The sequence below is a fragment of the Calidithermus roseus genome (genome assembly GCF_003574095.1).
Taxonomy (GTDB): Bacteria; Deinococcota; Deinococci; order Deinococcales; family Thermaceae; genus Calidithermus; species Calidithermus roseus.
Genome location: NZ_QWLA01000053.1, coordinates 1 through 26,057, shown reverse-complemented (window position 1 = coordinate 26,057; position 26,057 = coordinate 1). Strand labels below are relative to the sequence as shown.

Here is a 26,057-nt window from a genome sequence, read left to right as displayed (position 1 = left end):
CACCCCCTACCCCAAAGACCCCCGCCAGGTAGCCAAGCGGGCTGAGGAATACCTTCGGCGCACCGGGATCGCTGACACGGTGTACATGGGCCCGGAGGCTGAGTTCTTCATCTTCGACCGGGTGGCTTTCAGGAACGATCCCTTCGATTTCGGTTACACGGTCGAGTCCGTCGAGGCCCACCCAAACTCCAACGAGTTCGGCGACGGACACTGGATCCGCAAGAAGGAAGGCTATTTCCCGGTGCCCCCTTCCGATAAGCACCAGGACATCCGCGGCGAGATGGTCAGTCTGATGGAGAACATAGGCATCGAGGTGGAACTGCACCACCACGAAGTAGCCACCGCGGGCCAGGCCGAGATCGACATGCGCTTCGACACCCTTACCGCGATGGCCGATAAGCTCTACAAGTACAAGTACGTGGTCAAGAACGTCGCAGCAAGGCACGGCAAGACCGCTACCTTCATGCCCAAGCCTCTCTTCGGTGACAATGGCTCGGGGATGCACACCCACCAGAGCCTCTGGAAGGATGGCCAGCCCCTCTTCACCGATCCCAAGGGCTACGCAGGCCTCTCCAAGCTGGCGATGCACTACGCGGCGGGCCTGCTGGCCCACGGTCCGGCGCTGAGCGCCATCACCAGTCCTACCGTCAACTCCTACCGCCGCCTGGTGCCCGGCTACGAAGCCCCGGTCAACCTGATCATCTCCGCCCGTAACCGCTCGGCAGCGATCCGGGTGCCGATGTACTCCACCAACCCCAAAGCCAAGCGCATCGAGTACCGCCCCCCCGACTCCTCGGGCAACATCTACCTGACTTTTGCTGCGATGCTGATGGCCGGTCTGGACGGCATCCGGCGCGAACTGACCCCACCCACCCCGACGGACAAGAACCTCTACACCCTCTCCGCCCGCGAGGCCCGCCGCATCAAGACCCTGCCCAAGAGCCTCGAGGAGGCGCTGGACGCCCTCGAGCGCGACCACGACTTTCTGCTCGAGGGAGGCGTCTTCAGCGGCGAACTGCTCGAGACCTGGATCGACCTCAAGCGCGAAGAAGCCGCGCAGGTCCGGCTGCGGCCCAGCCCCATCGAGTACGCCATGTACTACGACATTTAGCTACCTGAGCTCGAGGCGGTACACTGCGCCCCGGTGGTCGAGCACGTACAGCTCGCCCTCGGCGTCCTCGCCAAAGGAACTGATGCTGTAGCCGGTCTCGAAGCTCCGGCGGGCCGCCCACCTGCCCCCCTGCTCGGTGGCCACCCAGATGCGGCCCGAGCAGTAGTCGCCGTAGATATAGCCCCCCCTGAGGCTGGCCATCGCCCTTCCCCGGTAGCGGTAACCCCCGGTGATCGAGCAGCCCTGGGAGTGGTCGTACTCCAGCACCGGCAGCACCAGGTTGCCGCTGTTGCAGTTGCTCGAGGGGTTGTAGCAGGCACTGCCCTCCATCAGGCGCCAGCCGTAGTTGAGGCCGCCCCTGCCCCTGGGCTCGAGGTTGACCTCCTCCCACTGGTTCTGGCCCACGTCGGCGATCCACATGTCGCCGGTCTCACGGTCGAAGCTGAAGCGCCAGGGGTTACGCCAACCGTAGGACCAGATTTCCGGGCGGGCCCCCTGGCGGCCTACGAAGGGGTTGCCGGGGGGGATGGCATAGGGTCTGCCGTTTTCCTCCTTGTTCACGTCGATGCGCAGGATCTTGCCCAGCAGGCTGTTGAGGTTCTGCCCATGGTTCAGCGGGTCTCCCCCACTGCCACCGTCGCCCATGCCGATGTAGAGGTAGCCATCCGGACCAAAGGCCAGTTGCCCACCGTTGTGGTTGGCGAAGGGCTGCTCAATGACCAGGAGCACCCTGGCCGAAGCGGGGTCGGCCCGGTTGCCCTCGGCAGCCACCTTGTAGCGGGCGATCACCGTGGCCCCATCGGGGCTGCGGGTGTAGTTGACGAAGAAAAAGCCGTTGTTCTTGAAGTCAGGGTGGAACGCCAGGCTCAGCAGTCCCCGCTCGCCACAGCAGGCGATGCGGTTGCTCAGGTCCAGAAAGGCCTCAGGGCGCAGCCTGCCTCCTTGGATCACCCGCACCTTGCCAGTCTGCTCGGTGACGAATAGCCGGTCTGAGCCATCGGGAGCGTAGGTCAGGAAGGTGGGCCGCTCCAGGTCCGAAGCCACCAGTCTGAAGCCGAGATTCTGAGCCTGGGCCAGCCCCAACAGCAACAACACGAAAATCAGCTTTGGCATGGTCTTCAGTTTAGACAGCTTGCATGAGATGTGGGGGAAAGAGTCCACAATCCCTCACAGGAGGGGCAAGTTTTGGATACATGATCCATGGCTGACCCTGGGAAGCTTATGATTGTGCGAGGAGGGAAAAAGATGAAACGCAGAGACGTACTCAAAGCCGGATTGGCTACGGGCCTCGCGGCTGCGGGTCTGGGCCACGCCCAGGGCGGCGGGGTCTTCCGCCTGACCATCATCCACACCAACGACACCCACGCCCACATCGATCCCGTGGAGCTCACCCTGGGGGGCCAGAAGGTCAAGGTCGGGGGCGTGGCTCGGCGCATTCACCTGTACGATCAGTTGCGCTCCAGTGAACCCAACCCGCTGTTTCTGCACGCAGGCGACGTGTTTCAGGGCACCCTCTACTTCACCCAGTACCACGGCCTAGCCGACCGCTACTTCATGCACCGCGAGGGCGTGCGGGTGATGGCCCTGGGCAACCACGAGTTCGACCTTGGCCCCGACGCGCTGGCGGCCTTCCTCGACGGGGCCCGTTTCCCCGTGCTGGGGGCCAACGTGGACGTGAGCAGGGAGCCCAAACTCTCCAAAGTGCAGCCCTACACCGTGGTGCGCGTGGGGGGCCAGAACATCGGCATCGTGGGCCTGACCACCCCCGACACCGCCATCATCGCCAATCCTGGCCCCACCGTCTCCTTCACCGACCCCGCCGCTGCCGCGCAGAAGGCCATCAACGAGCTTCTGGCGCGCGGCGTGAACAAGATCGTCATCCTCTCCCACCTGGGCTATCTGGCCGACCTCGAGCTCGGCAAGAAGATCGTAGGCGCGCAGGTCATCGTGGGGGGGCACAGCCACACCCTGCTGGGCAGCTTCGAGGCCAAGGAACTTCAGCCCGCCGGGCCCTACCCCACCATCGTCAAGAACCCCGAGGGCCGCGACGTGCTGGTGGTGCAGGCGTGGGAGTGGGGTAAGGTGGTGGGCAAGCTCAACCTCGAGTTCGACGACAAGGGCCTGCTGGTCGGCCACAAGGGCGAGGCCATCCTGGTCACCGAGCAGAAGTACCGTGAAGACCCTTACGCCGCCGAGGCGGTGCGGGTCTACTCCCTACCCATCGCCGCCCTCAACGCGCAGGTGGTGGCCCAGACCCGCACCCTCCTCAACGGCGAGCGCACCGTCGTGCGCAAGCGGGAGAGCAACCTCTCCAACCTCATCGCCGACGGGATGCTGTGGAAGACCAAGGGAGCCAAGACCCAGATCGCGCTGCAAAACGGTGGCGGGGTGCGGGCGACGATCCCCGCCGGTCCCATCACCGTGGGCAAGATCTACGAGGTGCTGCCTTTCGGCAACACCTTGGTGGTCATGGACCTCACCGGGGCCGAGGTGATCGCCGCGCTCGAGAACGGCGTCTCCCAGTGGGAACAGGGCGCCGGGCGCTTCCTGTCGGGAGTGGCCGGGCTGCGCTACACCTTCGACCTGGCCAGGCCCGTGGGCAGCCGCGTGACCAAGGTCGAGGTGCTCAAGGACGGCCAGTACGTGCCCATCGACCCCGCTGCCACCTACCGCGCGGTGGTCAACAACTTCATCGCCACCGGCGGCGACGGCTTCGAGAGCCTCAAGAACGCCAAGGGGGCCCGCTACGATACTGGGTTCGGCGACGCCGAGGCCTTCTTGGAGTACGTGCGCAGCCTGGGCACCGTCGATGCCAAGGAGGAAGGTCGCATCACCATCCTCAACGAGCCCAGAGCCAGCCTCGAGCCCGCCCCCTATCAACCCGAGCGCTTTGCCCTGGCCTAAACCTCCTGCCCGGTCCAAAACCTGGGGTGACAGCCCCAGGTTTTGCTTTGCCAAACGAAGCGTGAACCCTGATTTGATTAATGTTCGCTCACTACAATGCATTTTCGGTCTGTGCCACAATCTAGCCCATGTCGGCGCGTCTTATCGCCTATGTCCAGTTCCAGCGCAGCCGGGCCATTCACCCGGAGGAAATCCGCTCCCGCCTGCTCGCCAAGGGCTGGCCGCTGCAGGAGATCGAGTTGGCCTTGCGCCTGACCGAACCCGACCCCAGCCCAACCCCTGACAACCCCACCGGCCTGTGGATGGTGACCTCGCACCCGCTGCACTGGGTCTTCCGCCTGGGCTTCGCCAGCATCTTCCTGGTCAACAGCCTCAGCGCCCTGATCGATCCCAACACCTTCCTCAGGCTCATGGAGCGCAGCTTCTTGCGCCTGATCCCTTTGCCGCTCGAGCCCATGGTCTGGTTCATCGCCCTCAACGACCTGCTGACGGGAGTGCTGGTACTGCTGGGTTGGAAACGGCGTTACGTGTATACCTGGGCCGGGGTGTGGCTGCTGGCCGTCACCTGGGTCAAGCTGAGCACGTTGATTTGAGGTCAGGTGTCGACTATTGGCTGCCAACGCTTTCGGCGTCTTGCGTTTAGCCTTCTGATCCTTCTGAGCACACCACTACAATGGATGCGTGACTTACGAAGACGCCGTGGCCTGGCTTTACGCCCAAAGCAGGGCGGGCGGGCCGCGTGGCCTGAGCCGGGTGCAGGCGGTGCTCGAGCGGCTGGGCCATCCCGAGGAGCGCTTCAGGGCGCTCCACGTGGTGGGGACCAACGGCAAGGGCAGTGTGGTGGCTTTTCTCGAGGCCACCCTGGCCGCAGCAGGGGTGGGCTACGGGGCTACCACCAGCCCTCACCTGATTGATTTCCGCGAGCGGATTCGCACCCAATGGGGCCTGATCCCTCCGGAGGAGGTGGTGGGCTTCGTGGAGTGGGCCAGGAAGCAGACCTTTCCCGAGCGTATCGCCTTCTTCGACCACAGCGTGGCCCTGGCCTTCGATCACTTCGCCCGCAAGGAGGTGGAGCTGGCCGTGGTGGAAGCCGGGGTGGGCGGGCTGCTCGACGCCACGCGGGTCCTTCCACGCGTAGCGCTCGTGGTCTTGACCAACGTGGGGGAGGACCACCTGGAGGTGCTGGGGGGCTCGCTCGAGGCGGTGGCCTGTGACAAGGCCGGGGCCATCCGTCCAGGTGTGCCGGTGGTGACGGCAGCCGAGGGAGTGGCGCTGGAGATCGTGCGTAGAATCGCACGGGAGAAGGGCGCACCTCTGCACGTGCTCAGCGAGGGCAATTCGCTCTTCGACCTGCCCAGCCAGCCCTCCCTGAGCGGGACCTTCCAACGAATCAACGCCCGTTTGGCCGCCGCCGCCGCCCGCCTCCTGGGCATCCGCGAGGCAGCCATCGCCCAGGGGATCACCCAGGCCAGGCATCCGGGCCGCATGCAGCGCGTGGAGTGGCGGGGGCTCGAGCTGATCCTCGACGGGGCCCACAACCCGCCCGCCGCTCGAGCCCTGGTCCAGGAACTCAGCGGCTACCACCTGGTCTATGGGGCCTTCCCCCGCAAAGACTACCGCCAGGTGCTGGAAATTCTGTTGCCAAAGGCCCGCTCGGTACGCTACACCAGCGCCGGGGCCGGGGCTTTGGACGCGCTTACGCTGGAAGCCGTGCACGGCGCGCCCTTTTTCGAGGACCCCCTGCAGGCCCTCGAGGACGCCCGCGCTGCCCGAAAAGGCAAAGAGCCGGTGCTGGTGACCGGCTCTTTGTACCTGGTGGGTGAGTTCCTCAAAAGGCTGGGAGGTCACTGAACGAAGGGAGTGCCCTCGGCGATGAGTCGGCCCGAGGTATCGCGGAAGATCACCCGACTGGGCCTGCCCGGAATCTGCAACACCAGGTAGGGACTGGTGATGACCTGGGTCACGATTGCGCCAGGGGCAGGACTGATCAGGCTGACCGTGATCTCCCAGGTCGTGCCCTGCTGGCGGGCTGAGACGAAGCGCACTGAGTAGCCGCCTGTGGGCTTTTGGCCGATAAATAAGGCCGCCAGGCTCACCTCGCTGAAATTGACGCTGGGCGCGTCGGGCAGGAAGCTGCGGAAGCGCGAGTAGGCGATGGGGTTGGTAGCGACATACGCCAGCGGCAGGGTATCGCTGTAGGTGCTCTGCGAACCCTGGGTCAGCACCCTCACGGTAGGGGGTTCGGGGATCACGATGAGTTCCTGAGGCACACCATACTGCACCACCAGACCGGCCTGGCGGTAGAGGAAGGGCCCGGGCTCCAGCCGCAAGCGCTGGAGGGGCGGGGTGATCTCGTAAAGCACCACCGGACGGCCTCCGCGGCGGGCCAGAATCTCCCGCAGTAGCACCTGCTCCTCTGCCCCCGTCAGGCCCTCGAGCTCGGGGGTGCGGGCTTGGGGATCGCTCACGACCTGGCGGCCCTCCTCCACCGAGGCGCTGAGTTGGTACCAGCTCGAGCCGTCGTAGTACCAGGCCGACTCGATCTCCTGCTCGGTGCGCAGCACCAGCCTGCTCGAGGGCAGGGCGCTCACGGTGAGCGCGACCGTGCGGCTCCAGCGCGGGGCGACCTCGCGCAAAACCGGCTCCCCATTGACCCACAGAGCATCCTTTACTTCCCAGATGTTGCTCTGCCCCGCAGGTTTGGGCTCCAGGCGCAGGCTACGCTGCCCGTTCAACACCAGCATGCTGTCGCCATAGAAGTACAGCCACCGCTCGCTGGACTCAGGAAAGAACATCTGCACGTCGGTCACGTTGTAATAAGGGCGCTGCGGCTCGAAGACACAGGAAGTCAGACCCAAGGCCAGCAGCGACACCGCGAGCAATCGCCTCATGGCTCCATCCTAAAACGCTTTGATGAGAAAAGCGCGCTGGCTTACGCTCCAGCGTGATGATCGCCTGGCCTCACTTATTCGCCCTCGGGTCGAGCGCGTCGCGCAACCCGTCGCCCAGGAGGTTGAAAGCCAGCACGGTGAGCAGGATGAAGAAGCCGGGGAATATCATCATCCAGGGCGCATCCAGCCAGTGTCCCTGCCGGAAGGCGTCGGAGAGCATGGCGCCCCACTCGGGGGCCGGAGGCTGGGCGCCCAGCCCTAAAAAGCCCAGTGCGGCGGTCTCGAGCGTGGCCGTCCCGATGGACAGGGTAGCCTGCACGATCACCGGGGGTAGGGCGTTGGGCAGCAGGTGGCGCAGCAGAATGCGGTGGCTGGGAGCCCCGAGGGCGTTGGCTGCCTGGATGAACTCCAGCTCCCGCACGCTTAGCACCACGCTACGAGCCAATCGGATGTAGACGGGGATCTGCGTCACGCTCACCGCGATCATGGCGTTGGTCAGGTTGGAGCCCAGCACCGCCACGATGGCAATGGCCAGCAGCGTACTGGGAAAGGCCAGCAGGATGTCGGTGATCCAGCCGATGAAGACCTCGAGGTTCCCCCGGAAGTAGCCCGCCACCAGGCCCAGCAGAGTTCCGATACTCAGGCTCAGGCCCACCGCCACCAGCCCTACCTGCAAGGAGATGCGGCTACCGTGGATGACGCGGGTGAACACGTCGCGGCCTAGGTTGTCGGTGCCGAAAAAGCGTTCGGTAGAGGGGGGCTTTTTGATGTTGAGGAAGTCGCGGTCGGTGGCCGGGTTGTAGGGCCTTATGACCGGCGCGAGCAGGGCCAGCAGCACCAGGAATGTCGCCAGCGCCAGCCCGATCTTGCCTGAGGTCGACTTCATGAAGCGCTTGAGCGCCATGCGCGTGGGGGTCTCCACGCGCGAGGGAGCAGTTGCGGTTGCAGCCATGAGGACTCCTTATCGGTACTGGATGCGCGGGTCTAGGAGGGCGTAGGAAAGGTCCACGAGGAGGTTGATCAGCACGAAGACAAAAGCCACGAAGACCACCCCACCCTGCACCACCGGGTAGTCACGGTTGATGATGCCCTCGTAGATCCAGCTTCCGATGCCCGGCCAGGAGAAGATGGTCTCGGTCAGGATGGCTCCCCCCAGCAGAGTGCCAAACTGCAAGCCGATGATGGTGACCACCGGCAGCAGGGCGTTCTTGAGCGCGTGCCGCCAGATCACCACCCGCTCAGCCTGGCCCTTGGCCCGTGCGGTGCGCACGTAGTCCTGCGAGAGCACCTCGAGCATGGCGCTGCGGGTGATACGGGTGAGAATGGCCAGCGGGATGGTGCCCAGGGTGAGGGCCGGGAGGACCAGGTGGGACAGCACGTCGATGACGGCCTTGCGCTGGATGAGGGAGTCGAGCACGTAAAAGCCGGTGATGGGCCGGAAAAAGGCGTCGGCTTCGACGGAGAGCCGTCCACCCGAGGGCAGCCACTGGAGGTTTACGGCGAACAAATAGACCAGCATCAAGCCCAGCCAGAATACAGGCAACGACACTCCCACCAAAGCAAAACTGGTCGCCAGGTTGTCCCAGATGCTGTTCTTGCGCACAGCGGCCAGGATGCCCAGTGGCACCCCGATGATGATAGCTACCACCATGGCCGAGACCGCCAGCTCGAAAGTGGCGGGCCACTTGGCCGCCAGCAGGTCGCGCACCTCGAGCAGGCTGAAACTGCTCCTGCCCAGATCCCCCCGCAAAAGCTGGCCGACGAAGATGACGTACTGCTCGGGCAGGGGTCGGTTGAGCCCCAGCTTCTCCCGCAGCGCTTCGATCTGCTCGGGCGTGCCCCGCTCACCCAGCATCACCACCGCCGGGTCGCCGGGGATGGCGCGAAGAAAGCCGAACACCAACAGCGAAATTCCGAACAGCACCGGGATTAAGCCCAGCAGACGACGAGCAACATAAGCCCACATGTGTACACCTGTCTGCCGATAATACCGAGCAGGGCATAACTTGTGAACCCCTAAAGTCAGGGTTTAGGGCACGCATCGCCTAAAGTCTGCCAGGACCAGGGGTTGGGTGCGGGCACTACCAGGGGATTTCCAGCCTGGTCGGCAATCCCGCTTCTGACCTCGAGGGATACCGTTGTACAGGCTAAATCTGACGGATTTACCGGGGTAATCGCCAGCGTCCTTCCGTCACTGGATAACCCCACCGTCGTATTGACGACCTTTCCGCCAACCTGCAGGATCACCGCTGCACCCGGAGCCGTAATGGCTTCTACACGCTCGCTGAAAGTTAGCCGGATGGAGCTATCAGCGGCAACACCGATCGCGTCGGGCAAAGGAGACCGTTCGACCAAGATAGGAGAGGTGCGATCCACCGTTACCCTGACCAGGCCCCCTTCGAAACTCCTGCCGTTGACGATGGCCCTGGCAGAAAACTCGTAGGTATCCTCGCTGAGGCTCGAGGCGTTCAGGGTGTACTGGTAAGGAGGAGACAGGGTGGCGAAAGGTTTCCCGTCCATCAGCAGTTGCACAGCGTCAGGCGTTCCTCCGGACACAAATACCTGAAAGCTCACGAGGCCATTGGTGGTCACATCTCGATTGGGGCTGGTGATCTGAACCGTCAGAGCAGGGGTGCACCCCACAAGAGACAGAAGAACTATGAGAAAGCAGGCTAGTCGCATAATCTTAGGAGGACTTCTGGGGGGTCTTCCTGAGACCTGGGGGGACCTCACCTTTCAGCAGTGCGTTCAGGTCTTCCAGCTCGACGCCTACCACCTGGGCGAGTTGCAGTTTGGTTACCAGCAAATCCCCGTTGGCCTTGTAGAGCGCCACCTGGGCGTCGTTTACGGCATCCTGTGCCCGTAACAACTCTCCCGGCGCGAGCGCCCCAGCCTTCACCTGAAGCTTGCTGATCTCCAATTGCTTGAGCCTGCTCTCCACCACGGAAGCCGCGTTCTGAGCAGCCACCAGCGCCACCTTATAGTTGGTAAAGGCCTGCATGACCCGCACCCGCAGTTGCCTTACCTGGGCATCCAAGGCAGCCTGCTTGGCTTCGACGGTAGAAACCCTGGGGGCGAGCAGTTTGGTGACATCCAGATTCAGTGAGGCTGAGTAATTGGGCTTAGCTTGTTCGAAGGTGGTGGTGCTTGTGCCAACCGCCATATCAATCGAGACTGCCTGAGACAATAACCCCGCTAAGCTCTCATTGAGTTGTGCCTGTTGAAGTTCCACTCGAGCCTGTAGCACAGCAGAGTCTCTTTCAACAGCTATTGCAACCAGACGTTCATAGGTGGCGATATCGACACTGGAAAAGGAGGCCTGATTAACTTGCGCTACCACCAAGCTGATAATACCGATACATAGATGTCCCAGAACAGTCATGCAGATTTGTTTGAGAGCCATGCCAATCTGCTCCTACTCAAACCCAGACTATGACAAGCCAATAAAAAGCCGGCCTTACAGCGATTTAGTTGGTTTTGAGGAACTCAATTCCATCTCCTTCCCGAAACTGAGACACATTTTGTACGCCACGATCCCAAGTATCACGCCGATCCCTATGAAAACGGCCCAGTACAGGTAGTGGAAAATAGGTTCATCCATCAGCCCTGTAAGGTTGAATATGGGCCGGTAGCTGTTACACATCGCATGAAGCAGGAAGGCCGCCCAGAATCCAAAGCGCAGTGTAAGAATGACGAGAGCCAGGGAAGTTACAATGAGTAGCGCAGTTGCTAATACAGGCATAAAGTCGCTAAAGGGGCCATTATGCAAAAAGGTAAATATTATCGTGCTCAGGAAAACCGCTTCTAAGGGGAAGGGCAGCCAAGAGGCTATGATCACTAACCTCCATAGTTCTTCGATAAAAGGAGTTATTGTATAAGAATTCCAGATTTTACCGACTTCTATTAATTTCAAGTAGGTCTGATCGGGCCATTGCGTAGCAGCTACCGATCCTAGGAGGGAGGTACACAGCCAGAAGCCAATGATGAGCAGCGAGCCATGACCTATATCTCTTACCCTAAAAAAGAGCTCCCGAGCCACTCGGAAACTACCCGCGTACCACATCCAAAACGCGATGGTGAAAGCTATGATTAAATAGAGGCTCGACCTTGTTGCACTGGCATACATGGAGAAAAAGAAGAGAAGGGAGAACACGTATATTGTCAATCTCACGATCGAACACCTCCGGGGCACCGGGGATTCCGGTGCCCCGCATTCTTAGTATTTTTGCCCCACACGGTCGTAAGGATCGCCATGGTGGATCTCCCAACCATCCATGAACTGGGAGGGGTTATCTGTGGGAGCCAGGGGATTGACTGCAGTGGTGCTTGTACCACCACTGCCCTGCCCGAGCCGCTCACGCCACTCAACCAGGAAAATACCGCTAACCTTGTCGCCCGTAGCAAAATCTATATCAGGAGGCGGGTCCGATGGGGCTATCCATCCCCCATCCAGTTTGTCTGTCATATATCCTCCAATAATATCGTGAGTCTCGAGATTGCCAAGTTTCCTGAGCATTTTCCTTTTCCTCCTTCTTACCAGATCACTACCGCCTGGTATTTCCTAATATTAGTAAACAGCAAAAAAACCACAATATATTGTGTTCGATAATTTATGTCGAAATGTTCGATTGCCATACAACTCCCTTACATAGCTACCCCGTTTAGGGGTTTGACATATAGGGCGGGATAAAGGAAAAGGAACGGTGCTATGGGCCGTCCCGAGAAGAATGATACCTCAGTTCGACACTACATCTTTGTGATCAGGCGCTGGCTGACGCGGAAACTGCCGAAGCGCAGGTGGTGGAGCAACCAGGCGCAGACAAGCATCCCGCCGGGATCGGCTGGATATCTGCTTGGCCCAAGGTGGGCGATGCCGATCTGCTGGCGTTGCACCTGGTCAGGGTGCGGTTCAAACACCCCTACGCCTCGGTCTGGCATGAAGTCGTAAACCAAAGAAGTGGCATTCATTGATATGATTCCAGCCTACCACTCCAGGCAGTTTGACCCGATTGACCCTTGCCCTGCGCAGACGAGCATGCCGCCTGAGTACCGGCATCGCCCAGGTTACCGGCAAAGCCGGTATGGCCTACTGCCACCCCCTCGGGGGCCTGCGGCCCTTCACTGAGCCCGGCGGCATGTCTGCGAGTCCTCTGCATACTCACTGGTGGGAACCATCCTCAGGAATATCGTTTAAGGACCATCTATGTACGAAGAATCCAATTATTAACATGGCAGTCAAGAGGAGTAATAGTGCTGTGTATTCCCGTTCAGTGTCAGCATACGCCCTCACTTGAATAAAATTAACAAACATATGAATCAAATAAGCATTCCAAACCGATTTGGACTTCACCGTTACTCTTAATAGCATGTAACCATAGAAAAGCAGGACGATAAAAGAGAGTAGAAAGGAACCAGTATAAATGGACGATATATGGCCCGGAAGCGGATGAGCCAGTATCCACATAACCGTAGTTGTCAATGGATGAATGCCAAGATAATATAAGCTGAACCGCCCCATTTCCTCTAGAAAGTTGTAGACTAGGGCATCGAGGCCCGTAGGTGAAGTTCCCCATCCAGCAATCCCGCGAAGGATCCCAAGCAAAAAAACCATCAGGAGCAGGTTTGGGATTACAACTTTTGCTGATGGTAGGCGTAGGTAAAGGTTTTTATCAATTTTAAGAATCCCCCATATACAGGCTGACCAGTAGTATAAAACAAAGAAATACCTGAAGATTGTGTTAGTTCCTAAAAATAACAGGCCTAATATCGCAGCAACAACACTTATATGGACTAGGACACTAAGGACTCTAATAGTCTTCATGGCAACATAGGCGGATAGATGCCATCTATCCGCCTCTGCTTTCAGTAAAGAACGCTTGGCGACGATAAGCCAACAAGATCCGGGTCGTTGGTGCCGCCATGGCCTCTAGGAATGCCGACCTCGAGCTTCTTTGCTTCTTCCCTGAAGGACTTCAGGTCATTCTCGTCTACAAGTTTGACAGTGGCTGGTCCTATACCAATACCAAAACCAGAGTAACCGCCATAGGCCCCCTCACTCGTGGAAATTCCAAATTTGAAACATGGTCCGAAGCAAATTTCGATTTCTAGCCCACCACCGCCACTTACAGTTAGTGCTTCCTCCATTGTCAGCTCAAGCAATTTCATGTTCTCCTCCTTACCAGGCCGCTACCGCCCGGCATTTCCAAATGTTAGCAAACGGCAGAAGGGGCACAATATATCAATTCAGTAACTTATTCGAAGTATTCGATTGCCATCTAATTCTAATGTAGTTCTATTCGAAGTCTGCAATACATCAGGGCCCCTTTCGACGGCCACCAAAACTAAGCGTTTATACGCAGCGATGTCAGTGCTAGAAAAGAGGGTTTGGCCACATTACGAAGTAATATCAGCCTTGAGCGGTGTATATAGATTACTTCGATTATTTGATTGAAGTTCCACATCCAGATCCTCGTTCTTGCCGAAAATTATTCACATGGACGGCCAATCTAAGCACAATGAGGCTACCAGTGATAAGCGATATCGCTATAAAAGCATGGCGTGGGATAAAACCTATTGATATTGTTATTTCAGTAGCATTAAGTAGGAAGTGTAAAAGTATAGCGTTCCATACACTGCCTGTGCGCAGGATGACCAAATACATTGAAAAGGAAAACAAAAACAGGCCATACATACGAATAAACCAGTGCAAGGAATTAGTTGGAACAAAGTCACTATGGGCAAAGCTAAACACAAGCGAGTGAAGCATACTGGACAACAACGAGGGTGCAGAGTATATCAAGCCCGCCCTACCAACTTCCTCTAAAAGTGGCGATAAGATCAGAGTTTTTAAATGGCTATCTTTAGCCATCGATGCCAAGGCTGCATTTTCCGCACTCCCAATAAGAGAGTCGATAAAAATCATCAGCAATCCAACTCTGCAAACAAAGCTGAATGAAGGGGGGCAAAGCAAAGATTGTCTAACCTTACCCAAGCCCCAAAAGCCAACAAGCGCAAATATATACCAAAAGGCACTCAATAAGTTCTGGGTATACAGCTTTTTACCAGGAGCCGAATTAATCAATTCGTTAACTAGAGCAATACAAAGAATAGCCTCAGTGGTAAGCAATAGGGCAACCAGAGGATGACGTGTTATCAATGAACACGCGCCCTTCAGCTGCCCTATTGAAAACTTAACCATCGGTAAGCTTACTTTCCCCTGAGCCAATTCAAGTTAGCTCTGAAACATATGTCATACGGTTTTCACCATTACCGTGACCATTGAAAGGATGATATCCGTTATATGCATCTGCACCAGGAACACCATGCCAGGGCTCACCAGGGATACTAGATTCTCTAATAACGGGACCATAGCCGAATTCAAACTTGTACTCCGCTGGCTCGCCGTCGGGCTTACATATACCGATTGCAACACCGAAGTTGCCTATCATGACTTGAAGAGGATAAAAGCAGGTTTCTCCGTCACCGCCGCTCACATTCTGCATTTCTTGTTGGGTAAGTTCAACCAATTTCATGCTCTCCTCCTTGCCAGGCCGCTACCGCCCGGCATTTCCAAATACTAGCAAACAGCAGAAAGGGCACAATATATCAATTCGTTAACTTACGCCGAAGTATTCGATTACTATCTGGCACAGCTCTACATCGAGCCTGTAGCTCAGGAGAGTTCCTTTCAACCGCTATTGCGGCCAACGTTCGTAGGTAGCGATGTCGGCGCTGGAAAAGTAGGTAATCACTATTATTCCCGTTTCACACCTTGTTCTCATTTGACTTGACATGGGGGTTGCTCTTTATACATGCATAACTACATATGTCTTCTTAGAAGACCTGGAATCAAATGATCTATCTCTTGGACACAATCCTTATATGCCCTATATGCCATCCTAGCGAATAACAAAATCAAATAAACAGACGTGATACAGTACACAAGGTATACTAAAGCATCCGAGAGCATTGACTGAATATTGAGAGCCGGACGATAGCTATTGCCAAGAACATGAAACAAGAAGGCCGCCCAAAAACCATTTCGAAGCATTAACGTTGTTGCAATCAAGGACGATAATATAAACATGTTCATAATAATGAAGCTATCCTCAATAAATAGGAGCTTGCTATGAGAGAGGGCGTGAAGCCCTGAGGACAAAAATATCGCTTCTCTTGGGAAAATCACCCACGCTGATAGAGCAACTGCACGCCAGATCTCCTCTAGAAAGGGGGCCAAAATAACCATGTCATAAGACGACCCCAATCTCACAATACTTACCAGTGGATTCCCCTCTCTAAAGGCCACTGATGGGGAGTGGATTAGCGAGGTTAACAACCACCCCAATACGATGAGAAGGAGGCCGGTTCCAGGGTCTTTGAATCTAGTAAGGGTTCTTACAGTAAGGGATGTGGCTCGTGTATACCACAACCAAAATATTACAAAGATGGAGATGTTTACTATGAATCCAATCCAATCAGGCCATGCATGTGCAAGAAAGATAAATATCGCCGCAGAGGCATATATTGTACTCCTCATATCATTCTCACCAACTCAGCTAGGACTTACTGAAGTACCCCGCGGGAAGCCTTCCTTCATGCCTTTACCCAATCTATGCGTTTGCCGTGGGGTCCCCAGGATTTGGGAAAGTCAATAGAAGAGCACTTGGTTGAACAAAATTATTAGGACGATAGTTGTTTCCATCGTCCCAGAGCTTTTTGTCAGTACTTGCTATCTACGCGGTTATACGGATCACCTGCACTTATTTCCCATCCATCCATAAATGCAGGATCGCTATATATTGAAGTGGGAGCGTAGCCCTGGTAGTCCCCACCCCCCCCCTCTAGGGAGGGCATTAACACCGTCTGCATCAATTACCTCGGGAAAAGACTTCCCAAAAAAGGGGAAACCACCGCCTGTACCCCCAAAAGCACAACCGAAGTCCCATAATGCCTCCATGCTAAGGCCAGGAGTGTCACATCCTCCGACTACAGTTGTTTGTTCCGTGATGCTTAACTCTCTAAGCATTTAAGCCCTCCTTGCCAGCTCTTTTCTGAGCATTACCAACCATACCTAAACTCCTCAAATTCCCATAGAGAAAAGCTCGTCTCTAGGTATCGACTATTTCGCTAGCCAAGAATGCGGGGATGGGCTAAGTTGAAGGGGTGGACGACACTCGACTGAGCGACGAACAGTGGGCGGTGATCGCACCGCTGTTGCCGCCCCACCCTGGCGCCGCGCCACGGCGCGGCGTGGGGGCGTAAGCGCAGCCAGGACCGCGAGGTGTTGAGCGGGATCGTGTACCGGCTGAAGACGGGGTGTCGTTGGCGGGACATCCCCAAGGTCGAGGGCTACGCAGCCGGGAGTACTTGCCATTATTGGCACGACCGCTGGGTGAGGGAAGGGTTATGGGACCGCCTGTGGCCGCAGATACTGGGCAAGCTGTGGGCGGCGGGGAAGCTGGACTTGAGCCAGGGGAGCCTGGACGGCAGTCAGGTCCAGGTCAAAAGGGGGGCGACTGCCGAGCTTGGGGGCACAAGGGTAAAGGCTGCACCGTGATAGCCCTCACCGAAGCGCGGGGCATACCTGTGTCTTTAGCGGTGTATCCGGCCAGTACCCATGAAAGCCAAACCGTCAGTGCGTATCCCCCAAGCTAAAGGTAACCCAAGTTGCTACCTATTCAGACGATGCATGTAGAACAATGAAGGCCACTATGAACTGGACCGTTCTAGTGGCCTTCTGCATTATAGACGATCTGCTCAAAGCCCTCGGACACAAGGACGACCCCCAGAGCAAGACCCCCGCCAGCGTCGTCCTCACCATCTGGGTACTGGCCGCCGTCTTCTTCTCCGGCAAGCACAAACATGCCCTGGCCTACTGCCAAGAACACGCCCTGTTCAGTTTTATTCCTTCCAGAAGTCGGTTCTGCCACCGCCTGCACAGCCTGTCCCATGGGATACCCCACCTGCTCCCCCTGTGCCAATCCTTGTGGCAGCATCTCTCCTCCGCCCAGCACTACGTCCTCGACACCTTCCCCCTCCCGGTTTGTGAGAACATCCGCGCCCCGCGCTGCCGCCTGGCCCCAGGCCTGACCTACCGGGGTTACATCCCCAGCAAGCGGGTCTACTTTCACGGCCTGAAGCTGCACCTGGTCTGCACCGACCAGCAGTTCATCACCGAGGTGCTGTGCACCCCTGGGTCTGTTGCGGATGTGCAGGGACTGTACCTGATGCCGCTGAACCTGCCGGAGGGAAGCGAGCTGTACGTGGATCGGGGGTACACCGACTACCTGGCGGAGGACGAGTTGCAGAGGGGGGAGGGCATTCGGCTGCGGGCTGTGCGAAAGAGGAACTCCAAACGATACCAGCAAACCTCGCAGTGGATTGCCCTACAGGGCCGGAGGATTATCGAGTCAGTAGGCTCTGCCCTAACCGAGCTGTTCCCCAAACGCATTCATGCCACGACCCTCAAAGGCTTCGTGCTCAAGGTCTGGGGGTTCATCTTTGCCCACAACTTCAAGCGTCTGGCTAGCGTTTTGTAGGTAGCAACTTGGGTTATCCTAACGCATGGGGTCCGGAGGGATTATCGACGCCAACGCTTCAGCTTTCGGCTCCAAACCCGTAGGCTGGTTCCATGCGCCCGACCCTGAGTTCTACCCTCTGGCTCGAGTTACTGGGCGGCCTGCTGATCGCGCTGGGAGCTTTGGTGGCTTGGGGAGCCCTGTTCATCGCCAACCACCCCCCCGACCCCGCCCTGAGCAAGAACCTGCTGCGTGTGCGCGTGGATCTGCCCGGCTTCGTCGAAGGGGTGGCCTCGAGGCTCTCCGTAGTCGGGGCCGTGATGGCCGGAAGCGGAGCCATCCTCTTCTTCGGCGCCCACCTGCTCATCCGCACTTTCCGCGCCGTCCTCGGCCTGGCCACGGCGTTCGCCCTAGGCGTGTGGCTGTGGATCCGCCTGACATGAGGAAAGGCCCATGGCTAGTGGCGAAAGGAACACCCCTCCCCGGCGCCGGGGCAAGGAGTATCCCCCCCAGCCCCCCTTGCCAAGGGGGGAACAAGGCGTCTCGCGTACGACGCAGGACGTACGACCCGCGTTTAGCGTTTTGCGTCTTGCGTCTGGCTATCAGCTATCAGCTACTTCTTCAGCGACACCAACACCGTCGTAATCCCCGCCATCACCGACTTCACCATGCCCACCCCCTCCGCGTACCAGGCGGTCCCGGCGAAGCTCTGGGCGGGCATGGGCTGGTTCTGGCCGCCGACGTTCATGGCCATCTCGGTCTTGGTGGTGGTCTCGACCTTGAAGGCCTGGTAAGTCCCGGCGGGCACCCTAACCGCCTCGAGAGCCACGATTTTGGCGTCGGTGTTCGATTTTCCAGTTATGGTCATCTTCTGCCCGCCGCTGTCGAGGCTACCTTTGAGGTTGTAGCTGTAGCTCCAGCTCAACCCTACCCTGAACTGCGCCGGGATGGCGACGCCGCTCGAGCCGATGGTCTCGAGCTTGAGGCCCTGGCTTTGCCCCAGGGAAGCCTGCTCGAGCGACATCAGCCCCTTGGCGTCGCAGCGCCAGCGCAGGTCGAAGGAGCTTTCCTTGGTGGTGTAGCGCAGGGTGAAGCCCTGGTCGCTGACGTTGGTGACGGTGAGGCTGTAGGTCTCGTTGACTTGGCCGCTCTGCTTGTAGGTCCAGGTCCAGCCCTCGCGCACCGGGTAATAGGGGTGGTCGCACTTGGCCCAGCCCAGGCCGAAGGCGGCAATGCTCAGTAGGAGTATGGCCCAATGCTTCATGTCGGTTCCTCCAAGCCCTACACTACCGCGCAGCTGTTACTCGAGCGTTAAGAGCGGTTGCCCAGCACCGCCAGCACCACCCCCGCCAGCATCACCCCTGCCCCCGCGAGCACCTGGGCTCCGGGCAGCTCACCGAAGAGGGCGAAGGCCAGCAGGCTGGCGCCGATGGGCTCGAGCAGGATCACCAGCGTCACGATCACCGGGTTGATCCACTTCACCGCCCAGTTGAAACTGGTGTGCCCGATGAGCTGGGGGATCAGGGCCATCAGCACGACCCACAGGTAAAAGGCAGGAGGGTAGCCGCTAAAGGGGGTCTGAAACAGCGGGGGCAGCAATAGCAGGACCACCGCCGCCGTGCTGTAGGCCACTGCCGCGTAGAGCCCGATGCCGAAGCCTCGCCGCTGGGCCTCGCGCCCCAGCAGGAAGTAGCAGGAGGCCGCCAGCGCGCCCAGCAGGGCCAGCAGGTTGCCCAGCGCCGGGTTGCTGCCGGGGTTGGAGCTGCCGCCCAGGGCGATGACCACGCCCCCGGCGAAGGCCACGGCGATGCCCGCGAGGGTGAGGGCTGAGGGGCGCTGCCCTAGCCACAGCCAAGCCAAGAGGGCCACCCAGAGGGGGTTGGTGTTGACCAGGGTGGTGCTCACCGCGATGGAGGTGAAGGAGATCGAGGTGATCCAGGTGGCAAAGTGTACGGCCAGGAGGACCCCGGCTAAGACGGCGTAGATCCAGGCTCCAGCCTCGAGCCTCGCCCCGCGCAAGGCCTGCCAGGCCGGAAGCAGCAGCAGTGAGGCCGCCGTGAGCCGCAGGGCGCTGATGACCAGGCTCAGCCCTGGGCTTTCAAAGCCGGCGGCTGTGGTGGCCAGCCGCACCAGGACCGAACCGAAGGAGATCGCCAGCACGCCAGCGGTGAGGATGAGGGCGATGGTGAGGTTGCTGGGTCGCACGGGCTGATTGTATTGCCCTTCAGTGGGCTTGCCACGATCGCTGTCTTGCCAATTCCTCATGGGGTGCGAGGAGAAGGGGCAGCTGTCCTGGCTTCAACCGGGCGAAAGCATGGGTATACTCAGGCCAGGTCTGGAGGACATATGGTGCAGATTGCGGTGCCGAAGGAAAGCGCCCCTGGCGAGCGCCGGGTGGCCCTCACCCCGGAGGTGGTGGCCCGCCTGGTCAAGGAGGGGTGCGCAGTGCGTCTGGAGGCTGGTGCCGGGGCATCGGCTTTCTTCTCGGACGAGGCCTACCGGCAGGCTGGTGCCCAGATCGTCCCGGCGGAGGCGGCGCTCGAGGGGGCCCAGGTCGTGCTCACGGTGGGGCCGCTCGAGGCCTCGGCGCTGCCTCATGTGTCGCACGAAGCCATCCTCATCGGCTTCCAGTACCCCCACCGCGACCCCAAGCGGGTTGAGGCCCTGGCCGACTGGGGCATCAGCACGCTGGCGATGGAGCTCATCCCCCGCATCACCCGCGCCCAGAGTATGGATGCGCTCTCTTCGCAGGCTACGGTGGCGGGCTACCGGGCGGCCTTGATCGCGGCGCAACTGTCGAGTCGCTTCTTCCCCATGCTCACCACTGCCGCCGGGACCATCCGCCCCGCCAGGGTGCTGGTAATGGGGGTGGGGGTGGCCGGGCTTCAGGCCATCGCCACGGCCAAGCGTCTGGGGGCCAACGTCTGGGCCTACGACGTGCGCAAGGCGGCTGCCGAGCAGGCTTTGAGCCTGGGAGCCAAAGTGATCGAGCTGCCCATCAGCGCTGAGGGCGAAGGGGGCTACGCCCGCGAGCTGACCGAGGAAGAGCAAGCCATCCAGCAAGGAGCGCTGGCCCAGCAGGTGGGTCAGATGGACGTGGTGATCACCACCGCTCAAATCCCCGGTCGCAGGGCTCCCGTGCTGGTGAGCGCTGAGATGGTGGGCCGCATGGCTCCTGGCTCGGTGATCGTGGACTTGGCGGCGGAGTCGGGCGGCAACTGCGAGCTCACTCGGCCAGGGGAGACCCTCGAGGTCGGGGGCGTGCGCATCGCCGGGCCGCTCAACCTTCCCAGCGAGCTGCCCATTCATGCCAGCGAGATGTACGCCAAGAACCTCTACAACCTGTGCAGGCTGCTCATCAAAAACGGCGAGCTGGCCCCTGACTGGTCCGATGAAATCCTGGCCGCGGCGCTGCTCACCCATCGGCACGAGATCACTCACGAGCCAACCCGCAACCTCGTCGGAGCGTGAGCGTGGAGAACACCTTAGTTCATCCCTTGGAGGTCTGAGCGTGGATAGCACCTGGGCAGCTTTATACATCTTCCTGTTGGCCGCCTTCACCGGCTACGAGGTCATCAGCCGGGTTCCGGTGATCTTGCACACGCCTTTGATGTCGGGCTCCAACTTCGTCCATGGTGTCGTGCTGGTAGGGGCGATGGTGGTGCTGGGCCACGCCGATACCGCCCTCGAGCGCGCCATCGGCTTCATCGGGGTGGTGCTGGGCGCGGCCAACGCTGCGGGAGGATACGCCGTCACCGAGCGGATGCTCGAGATGTTTGAGAGGAAGCCGAAGGGAGGTCAATAGTCCATCGTCGATGGTCTATCGCCTGGCTATCGACCATCGACTATCGACGTCTTCTTATGGATACCTTCGTTCAACTCGTCTACTTCCTGACCGCCCTGGTCTTTATCCTCGGCCTCAGGCGCATGTCGGCTCCCGGCACGGCCCGCAGCGGCATCGTGTGGGCGGGCCTCGCGATGGCGGCGGCGACGCTGGTCACTTTCCTGACCCCCGACATGCAGAACTTCGGCCTGATGCTCGTGGCAATCGTGCTGGGCACGGTCGTGGCCTGGGTCGCGGCCAAGCGGGTCGCCATGACCGATATGCCGCAGATGGTGGCCGTCTACAACGGCATGGGGGGCGGAGCCGCGGGCTCAATCGCCGCGGTCGAGCTGTTGCGCGGAGAGTTCGAGAGCACCGGCCTGATGGCATTGGCGGTGCTGGGGGCGCTCATCGGAGCGGTTTCCTTCGCCGGTAGCCTCATGGCCTTCGCCAAGCTACAGGGGCTCATCTCGAGCCGACCGCTGATCTTCCCGGCCCAGCGCCCCTTCAACTTGGCCGTGCTGCTGGTCGCAGTGGGGGTGGGGGTCTGGCTGTTGCGTGACGATGCAGCGGCCTTCATCTTGCTGTTTTTCGTCGCGGCACTGGCTTTCGGCGTGCTGGTGACCCTGCCCATCGGCGGGGGGGACATGCCGGTAGTGATCTCCTTGTTCAACGCCCTCACCGGCCTGGCGGTGGGTTTTGAGGGCTTTGCCATCGGGAATGCGGCCTTGATTGTGGCCGGGACGGTGGTGGGCGCGGCGGGGACGCTGCTCACGGTGCTCATGGCCAGGGCCATGAACCGCTCCATCGCCAGCGTGGTGCTGGGGGGCTTCGGAGTCGAGCAAGCCGGTGGGGAGGTGAAGGGCAGCCTCAAGCCCATCGAGGTCGAAGACGCCGCGGTGCTGCTGGGTTATGCCTCCAAGGTGATCTTCGTGCCGGGGTATGGCATGGCAGTGGCCCAGGCCCAGCACAAGTTGCGCGAGTTGTCGGACTTGCTCGAGTCCAAGGGGGTCGAGGTCAAATACGCCATCCATCCGGTGGCCGGGCGCATGCCCGGGCACATGAACGTGCTGCTGGCCGAAGCCGGGGTGGCCTACGAGAAGCTTTACGACCTCGAGGAGATCAACCCCGAGTTTCCCACCGCCGACGTGGCGGTGGTGATTGGGGCCAACGACGTGGTCAACCCGGCAGCCCACCGCCAGGGCTCGCCGCTCTACGGCATGCCTATCCTCGACGTGGACAAGGCCCAAAACGCCATCGTGATCAAACGTGGTCAGGGCAAGGGCTTTGCCGGTGTCGAAAACGAACTCTTCTACGCTGAGAACACCCGCATGCTCTATGGCGACGCCCAGAACGTGCTGGGCAAACTGGTGCAGGCGTTGAAGAGGTTGTAGGACGATCCGTCATAGGACGCGACGCACTTTTCAGGTGAAAAATGCGGACCGAGGGCTTGACACAAATGTGCTGCGGGCGGTAATGTGCATCCCGGAAGCAATTCCAACAGGTTTTGGCACGTTAAGCGGATACCAAAAGCAAATTTGGCCGATTGGGTGAGTACCGTTTTCGTGCCCCCGACTGCTGGAAGCGTTTCCGCAAGTAAGGAGGAGCGCAATGAAGCTGAGCAAGTGGCTGATTGTGGCCCTGTCACTGACGGTGGGGGCTGCCTCCCTGGCGCAGGGGGTGACCATTCGTGTGGCGGGCGATTCCACAGCGGTGGGTGAAGGTGGCCGCTGGATGAAGGCCAAGGCCGAGGAGTGGGCCAAGAAAACCGGCAACAAGGTCGAGTACATCGATTCGCCTGCCGACACCAACGACCGCCTGGCGCTGTACCAGCAGTACTGGGCCGCCAAGAGCGCAGATGTCGACGTGTACATGATCGACGTGATCTGGCCTGGCATCGTCGCTCCCCACGCCGCCGACCTCAAGCAGTTCTTCACGGCCCAGGAGCTGTCGCAGTTCTTCCCCCGCATCGTCGAGAACAACACCATCAAGGGCAAGCTCACCTCGATCCCCTTCTTCACCGACGCCGGGCTGCTGTACTACCGCACCGACTTGTTGCAGAAGTACGGTTACTCCAAGCCTCCGGCGACCTGGGCCGAGCTCGAGGCTATGGCCACCAAGATCCAGGCCGGTGAGCGCGCCAACAACAAGGATTTCTGGGGCTTCGTGTTCCAGGGCAAGAGCTACGAGGGCCTGACCTGCGACGCGCTCGAGTGGATCTACTCCTTCGGCGGCGGCCTGGTGGTCGAACCCGACGGAAAGATCTCCATCAACAACGCCAACGCCCGCGCTGCTTTGACCACCGTGCGCGGATGGATCGGCAAGATTGCCCCTCCCGGCGTGACCAGCTACGCCGAGGAAGAAGCCCGCAACGCCTTCCAGAACGGCAATGCTGCTTTCATGCGCAACTGGCCCTATGCCTACGCGCTGGCTCAGGAAGCCAACAGCCCCGTCAAGGGCAAGGTCGGCGTGACTGTGCTACCCAAGGGCCCTGGTGCCAGCGGCAAGAACGCCGCCACCCTGGGCGGCTGGCAGCTCATGGTTGCGGCTTACTCCAAGAACCAGAAGGTCGCCGCCGACCTAGTGCGCTACCTCACCAGCGTCGAGGTACAGAAGGACAACGCCGTCAACCTCTCCCGCCTGCCCACCCGTCCGGCGCTGTACAACGACAAGGACGTGCTGGCCAAGAACCCCTGGTTCAAGGACCTGCTGCCGGTGTTCCAGAACGCCGTAGGCCGCCCCTCGGGCGTGGCCGGGGCCAAGTACAACCAGGTCTCCGAAGCTTTCTGGACCGGCGTGCACGAGGCCATCAGCGGCCAGAAGGCTGCCGACGTGGCCTTGCGGGAAATCGAAGCAAAGCTGCAACGCATCCTGCGCTGAGGCTCAGGGCACGGGGGCTGGGATTTCCAGCCCCCAGCTTTTTAGCTATGCTTTGGATCAAGCAACATGGGAATTCCACTTCGCGGATAAAGGCAGGTGAACGATGCTAACTGTCCGTCAAACCCGCTTGGCCTGGCTGCTGGTGCTTCCAACCTTGCTGGTGGTGGTCCTGGTGGCGGGTTATCCCCTGGCCCAGGTGTTTTATTACTCCTTTTTCAAGGCCGATATCGCCTTTGTCGAGCGACCCGAGTTCGTGGGCTTTGAGAACTACCTCTTTCTGTTGCGGGATCCTGATTTTCGCGTTGCTTTCTGGAACACGCTGAAGTTCACTTTCTGGTCGGTGAGCCTCGAGACCATCCTGGGCCTGGCCATCGCCCTCATCGTGCACTCCAACTTCAAGGGGCGGGGTCTGGTGCGCACCGCCATCCTCATCCCCTGGGCCATCCCCACGGTGGTCTCGGCCAAGATGTGGCAGTGGATGCTCAACGACATCTACGGCGTCGTCAATGTCATCGGGACCAAGCTGGGCATTCTGAGCACCAAGGTCGCTTTCCTGGCCAACCCGAATCTGGTGCTGCCCGCGATCATCGCAGTGGACGTGTGGAAGACCACCCCCTTCATGGCCTTGCTGCTCCTGGCCGGGCTGCAACTCATTCCCTCCGACATCTATGAAGCCGCCGACATTGACGGGGCGAGCAAGTGGCAGCAGTTCTGGACCCTCACCCTGCCCCTCCTGACCCCGGCTTTGGTGGTGGCCCTGATCTTCCGCACCCTCGACGCGCTGCGGGTCTTCGACGTGATCTTCGTGATGACGGGGGTCAACACGGCAACCAAGAGCTTGGCGGTCTACAACCGACAAACCCTCATCGACTTCCAGGATCTGGGCTATGGCTCGGCCATATCGGTGGCGATCTTGATCATCATCATGATCTTCGTGGTGCTGTACATGCGCTTCGTAGGGGGGGTGGGGCGCCATGACTAAAGGGCCCTGGCTCATCGTTCGGCGCGTTTTGTTCTACGCGCTGGTGGTCTTCGTAGTGGTCTACAGCGTCTTCCCCTTCTACTGGGCGGTGATCTCGAGCTTCAAGCCCAGCGACGCGCTGTTCAGCTCCAACCCCAGCTTTCTGCCCATCCCCTTCACGCTCTCGCAGTACGCGAACGTCTTCAGCGGCGCGGCCTTCGGGCGCAACCTCATCAACTCGCTCATCGTGGCGGGCTTCGCCACCCTGATCTCGCTGGTGCTGGGCGTGCTCTCGGCCTACGCGCTGGGCCGCCTGCGCTTCCCACCTAAGAACGCGGTGCTCTACATCGTGCTGGCTATGACCATGTTCCCGCAGGTCTCGGTGCTTTCGGGGATGTTCGTGCTGCTGCGCCAGTTGGGCCTGTTCAACACCTACGGGGGTCTGATCTTCTCCTACTTGCTCTTCACCCTGCCCTTCACCATCTGGGTGCTGACGGGCTATTTCCGGGGGCTGCCGCGAGAGCTCGAGGAGGCCGCCTACGTCGATGGAGCCACGCCCATACAGACCCTGCTGCGCGTGATGCTGCCCTTGACCGGGCCGGGGCTGGTCACCACCGGGCTGCTGGCCTTCATCCAGGCCTGGAACGAGTACCTCTTCGCCCTGACCTTCACCATCGGCAACGAGGTCAAGACGGTGCCGGTCGCCATCGCCTCCTTCGGGGGGGCCACGCCCTTCGAAATCCCCTGGGGCTCGATTATGGCGGCTTCGGTCGTCGTCACGGTGCCGCTGGTGATCATGGTACTGGTGTTCCAGCAGCGCATCGTGGCGGGCCTGACGGCGGGGGCGGTGAAGGGGTAGGGGTTTCGGTGGCCGAGCGCCGGGCGGGGGTCGTACGTCCTGCGCCCGGCGTCGTACGTTCTACGTCGTACGCCGTACGCAAGACGCCTTTTCTTCACCCCCCCCTTGGCA

The 26,057-nt window shown here is 59.9% G+C and carries 29 protein-coding genes; 13 read left to right on the top strand and 16 right to left on the bottom strand.

Going from position 1 to position 26,057, the window contains the following annotated elements:
* Positions 1 to 1,111, top strand: a 1,111-nt coding sequence (gene glnA / locus Mrose_RS12825; protein ID WP_119278854.1) for a type I glutamate--ammonia ligase, incomplete at its 5' end; no start/stop codon positions are given.
* Here the strand turns inward: glnA and Mrose_RS12820 are convergent.
* A complete protein-coding gene (locus Mrose_RS12820; RefSeq protein WP_119278852.1) occupies positions 1,112 to 2,224 on the bottom strand; it encodes a PQQ-dependent sugar dehydrogenase in 1,113 nt (370 codons plus the stop codon).
* A gap of 132 nt (positions 2,225 to 2,356) precedes the next feature.
* Here Mrose_RS12820 and Mrose_RS12815 point away from each other — a divergent pair, with 132 nt between their 5' ends.
* The 3 genes from Mrose_RS12815 (at position 2,357) to Mrose_RS12805 (ending at position 5,866) form a co-directional block, all read left to right on the top strand.
* Complete coding sequence (locus Mrose_RS12815; RefSeq protein WP_119278850.1) at positions 2,357 to 4,015, top strand: bifunctional metallophosphatase/5'-nucleotidase; 1,659 nt, start codon at positions 2,357 to 2,359, stop codon at positions 4,013 to 4,015.
* A 128-nt stretch (positions 4,016 to 4,143) separates the two neighbouring features.
* On the top strand, positions 4,144 to 4,608 hold the full coding sequence (locus Mrose_RS12810; protein ID WP_119278849.1) for a hypothetical protein: 465 nt from the start codon (positions 4,144 to 4,146) through the stop codon (positions 4,606 to 4,608).
* 88 nt (positions 4,609 to 4,696) lie between these two features.
* Entirely contained in the window at positions 4,697 to 5,866 is a 1,170-nt protein-coding gene (locus Mrose_RS12805) for a bifunctional folylpolyglutamate synthase/dihydrofolate synthase (RefSeq protein WP_119278847.1), read from the top strand.
* Here Mrose_RS12805 and Mrose_RS12800 read toward each other — a convergent pair.
* The 13 genes from Mrose_RS12800 to Mrose_RS19825 form a co-directional block, all read right to left on the bottom strand.
* A complete protein-coding gene (locus Mrose_RS12800; protein WP_119278845.1) occupies positions 5,860 to 6,906 on the bottom strand; it encodes a protease complex subunit PrcB family protein in 1,047 nt (348 codons plus the stop codon). The genes Mrose_RS12805 and Mrose_RS12800 overlap by 7 nt on opposite strands.
* A gap of 70 nt (positions 6,907 to 6,976) precedes the next feature.
* The gene (locus tag Mrose_RS12795; protein ID WP_182482802.1) at positions 6,977 to 7,858 is read right to left on the bottom strand and encodes an ABC transporter permease; all 882 of its coding nucleotides are present in this window, start codon (positions 7,856 to 7,858) and stop codon (positions 6,977 to 6,979) included.
* Positions 7,859 to 7,867: 9 nt separating this feature from the next.
* The gene (locus Mrose_RS12790; RefSeq protein ID WP_119278842.1) at positions 7,868 to 8,872 is read right to left on the bottom strand and encodes an ABC transporter permease; all 1,005 of its coding nucleotides are present in this window, start codon (positions 8,870 to 8,872) and stop codon (positions 7,868 to 7,870) included.
* Positions 8,873 to 8,928: 56 nt separating this feature from the next.
* On the bottom strand, positions 8,929 to 9,588 hold the full coding sequence (locus tag Mrose_RS12785) for an Ig-like domain-containing domain (protein WP_119278840.1): 660 nt from the start codon (positions 9,586 to 9,588) through the stop codon (positions 8,929 to 8,931).
* Between the two features lie 4 nt (positions 9,589 to 9,592).
* Positions 9,593 to 10,309 carry a TolC family protein gene (locus Mrose_RS12780; protein WP_119278838.1) on the bottom strand — a complete coding sequence of 239 codons (717 nt, stop codon included), beginning with the start codon at positions 10,307 to 10,309 and terminating at the stop codon, positions 9,593 to 9,595.
* 54 nt (positions 10,310 to 10,363) lie between these two features.
* Entirely contained in the window at positions 10,364 to 11,077 is a 714-nt protein-coding gene (locus tag Mrose_RS12775) for a CPBP family glutamic-type intramembrane protease (protein ID WP_147371652.1), read from the bottom strand.
* Between the two features lie 45 nt (positions 11,078 to 11,122).
* A complete protein-coding gene (locus Mrose_RS18640; RefSeq protein ID WP_147371651.1) occupies positions 11,123 to 11,422 on the bottom strand; it encodes a hypothetical protein in 300 nt (99 codons plus the stop codon).
* 230 nt (positions 11,423 to 11,652) lie between these two features.
* Positions 11,653 to 11,874 (bottom strand): hypothetical protein, encoded by a 222-nt coding sequence (locus tag Mrose_RS12770; RefSeq protein WP_119278834.1) that lies wholly within the window; start codon positions 11,872 to 11,874, stop codon positions 11,653 to 11,655.
* A 190-nt stretch (positions 11,875 to 12,064) separates the two neighbouring features.
* Complete coding sequence (locus Mrose_RS18635) at positions 12,065 to 12,727, bottom strand: hypothetical protein (protein WP_147371650.1); 663 nt, start codon at positions 12,725 to 12,727, stop codon at positions 12,065 to 12,067.
* Between the two features lie 41 nt (positions 12,728 to 12,768).
* Positions 12,769 to 13,071, bottom strand: coding sequence for a hypothetical protein (locus tag Mrose_RS18630; protein WP_147371649.1), 303 nt, complete (start codon positions 13,069 to 13,071; stop codon positions 12,769 to 12,771).
* 274 nt (positions 13,072 to 13,345) lie between these two features.
* On the bottom strand, positions 13,346 to 14,104 hold the full coding sequence (locus Mrose_RS18625) for a CPBP family glutamic-type intramembrane protease (RefSeq protein ID WP_147371648.1): 759 nt from the start codon (positions 14,102 to 14,104) through the stop codon (positions 13,346 to 13,348).
* Positions 14,105 to 14,132: 28 nt separating this feature from the next.
* Positions 14,133 to 14,438, bottom strand: a complete 306-nt coding sequence (locus Mrose_RS18620) for a hypothetical protein (RefSeq protein ID WP_147371647.1) — start codon at positions 14,436 to 14,438, stop codon at positions 14,133 to 14,135.
* 287 nt (positions 14,439 to 14,725) lie between these two features.
* On the bottom strand, positions 14,726 to 15,151 hold the full coding sequence (locus Mrose_RS19825; RefSeq protein ID WP_420808349.1) for a CPBP family glutamic-type intramembrane protease: 426 nt from the start codon (positions 15,149 to 15,151) through the stop codon (positions 14,726 to 14,728).
* Between the two features lie 1,035 nt (positions 15,152 to 16,186).
* On the opposite strand from Mrose_RS19825, the gene Mrose_RS19820 reads away from it, so the two are divergent.
* The 3 genes from Mrose_RS19820 to Mrose_RS12745 all read left to right on the top strand — a co-directional run bounded on the left by Mrose_RS19820 (position 16,187) and on the right by Mrose_RS12745 (position 17,866).
* The gene (locus Mrose_RS19820; protein WP_420808348.1) at positions 16,187 to 16,462 is read left to right on the top strand and encodes a transposase; all 276 of its coding nucleotides are present in this window, start codon (positions 16,187 to 16,189) and stop codon (positions 16,460 to 16,462) included.
* Positions 16,463 to 16,616: 154 nt separating this feature from the next.
* Entirely contained in the window at positions 16,617 to 17,444 is an 828-nt protein-coding gene (locus Mrose_RS12750; RefSeq protein ID WP_119278826.1) for an IS982 family transposase, read from the top strand.
* Between the two features lie 92 nt (positions 17,445 to 17,536).
* Positions 17,537 to 17,866 carry a hypothetical protein gene (locus Mrose_RS12745; RefSeq protein ID WP_119278824.1) on the top strand — a complete coding sequence of 110 codons (330 nt, stop codon included), beginning with the start codon at positions 17,537 to 17,539 and terminating at the stop codon, positions 17,864 to 17,866.
* 170 nt (positions 17,867 to 18,036) lie between these two features.
* On the opposite strand, the gene Mrose_RS12740 is transcribed toward Mrose_RS12745, so the two are convergent.
* The gene (locus tag Mrose_RS12740; RefSeq protein ID WP_119278822.1) at positions 18,037 to 18,687 is read right to left on the bottom strand and encodes a TapB family protein; all 651 of its coding nucleotides are present in this window, start codon (positions 18,685 to 18,687) and stop codon (positions 18,037 to 18,039) included.
* 47 nt (positions 18,688 to 18,734) lie between these two features.
* Positions 18,735 to 19,628, bottom strand: coding sequence for a DMT family transporter (locus Mrose_RS12735; protein ID WP_119278820.1), 894 nt, complete (start codon positions 19,626 to 19,628; stop codon positions 18,735 to 18,737).
* Positions 19,629 to 19,769: 141 nt separating this feature from the next.
* Between Mrose_RS12735 and Mrose_RS12730 the strand changes: the two genes are divergently transcribed.
* The 6 genes from Mrose_RS12730 to Mrose_RS12705 all read left to right on the top strand — a co-directional run bounded on the left by Mrose_RS12730 (position 19,770) and on the right by Mrose_RS12705 (position 25,946).
* On the top strand, positions 19,770 to 20,894 hold the full coding sequence (locus Mrose_RS12730) for an NAD(P) transhydrogenase subunit alpha (RefSeq protein WP_119278818.1): 1,125 nt from the start codon (positions 19,770 to 19,772) through the stop codon (positions 20,892 to 20,894).
* 40 nt (positions 20,895 to 20,934) lie between these two features.
* On the top strand, positions 20,935 to 21,228 hold the full coding sequence (locus Mrose_RS12725; RefSeq protein ID WP_119278816.1) for an NAD(P) transhydrogenase subunit alpha part 2: 294 nt from the start codon (positions 20,935 to 20,937) through the stop codon (positions 21,226 to 21,228).
* 56 nt (positions 21,229 to 21,284) lie between these two features.
* Positions 21,285 to 22,640 (top strand): NAD(P)(+) transhydrogenase (Re/Si-specific) subunit beta, encoded by a 1,356-nt coding sequence (locus Mrose_RS12720; protein WP_119278814.1) that lies wholly within the window; start codon positions 21,285 to 21,287, stop codon positions 22,638 to 22,640.
* A 217-nt stretch (positions 22,641 to 22,857) separates the two neighbouring features.
* Positions 22,858 to 24,126, top strand: coding sequence for an ABC transporter substrate-binding protein (locus Mrose_RS12715; protein WP_182482800.1), 1,269 nt, complete (start codon positions 22,858 to 22,860; stop codon positions 24,124 to 24,126).
* Positions 24,127 to 24,229: 103 nt separating this feature from the next.
* Positions 24,230 to 25,108 carry a carbohydrate ABC transporter permease gene (locus Mrose_RS12710; RefSeq protein ID WP_119278812.1) on the top strand — a complete coding sequence of 293 codons (879 nt, stop codon included), beginning with the start codon at positions 24,230 to 24,232 and terminating at the stop codon, positions 25,106 to 25,108.
* On the top strand, positions 25,101 to 25,946 hold the full coding sequence (locus Mrose_RS12705; protein ID WP_119278810.1) for a carbohydrate ABC transporter permease: 846 nt from the start codon (positions 25,101 to 25,103) through the stop codon (positions 25,944 to 25,946). Before Mrose_RS12710 ends, Mrose_RS12705 begins: the two co-directional genes overlap by 8 nt.
* The last annotated feature ends 111 nt before the right edge of the window (positions 25,947 to 26,057 follow it).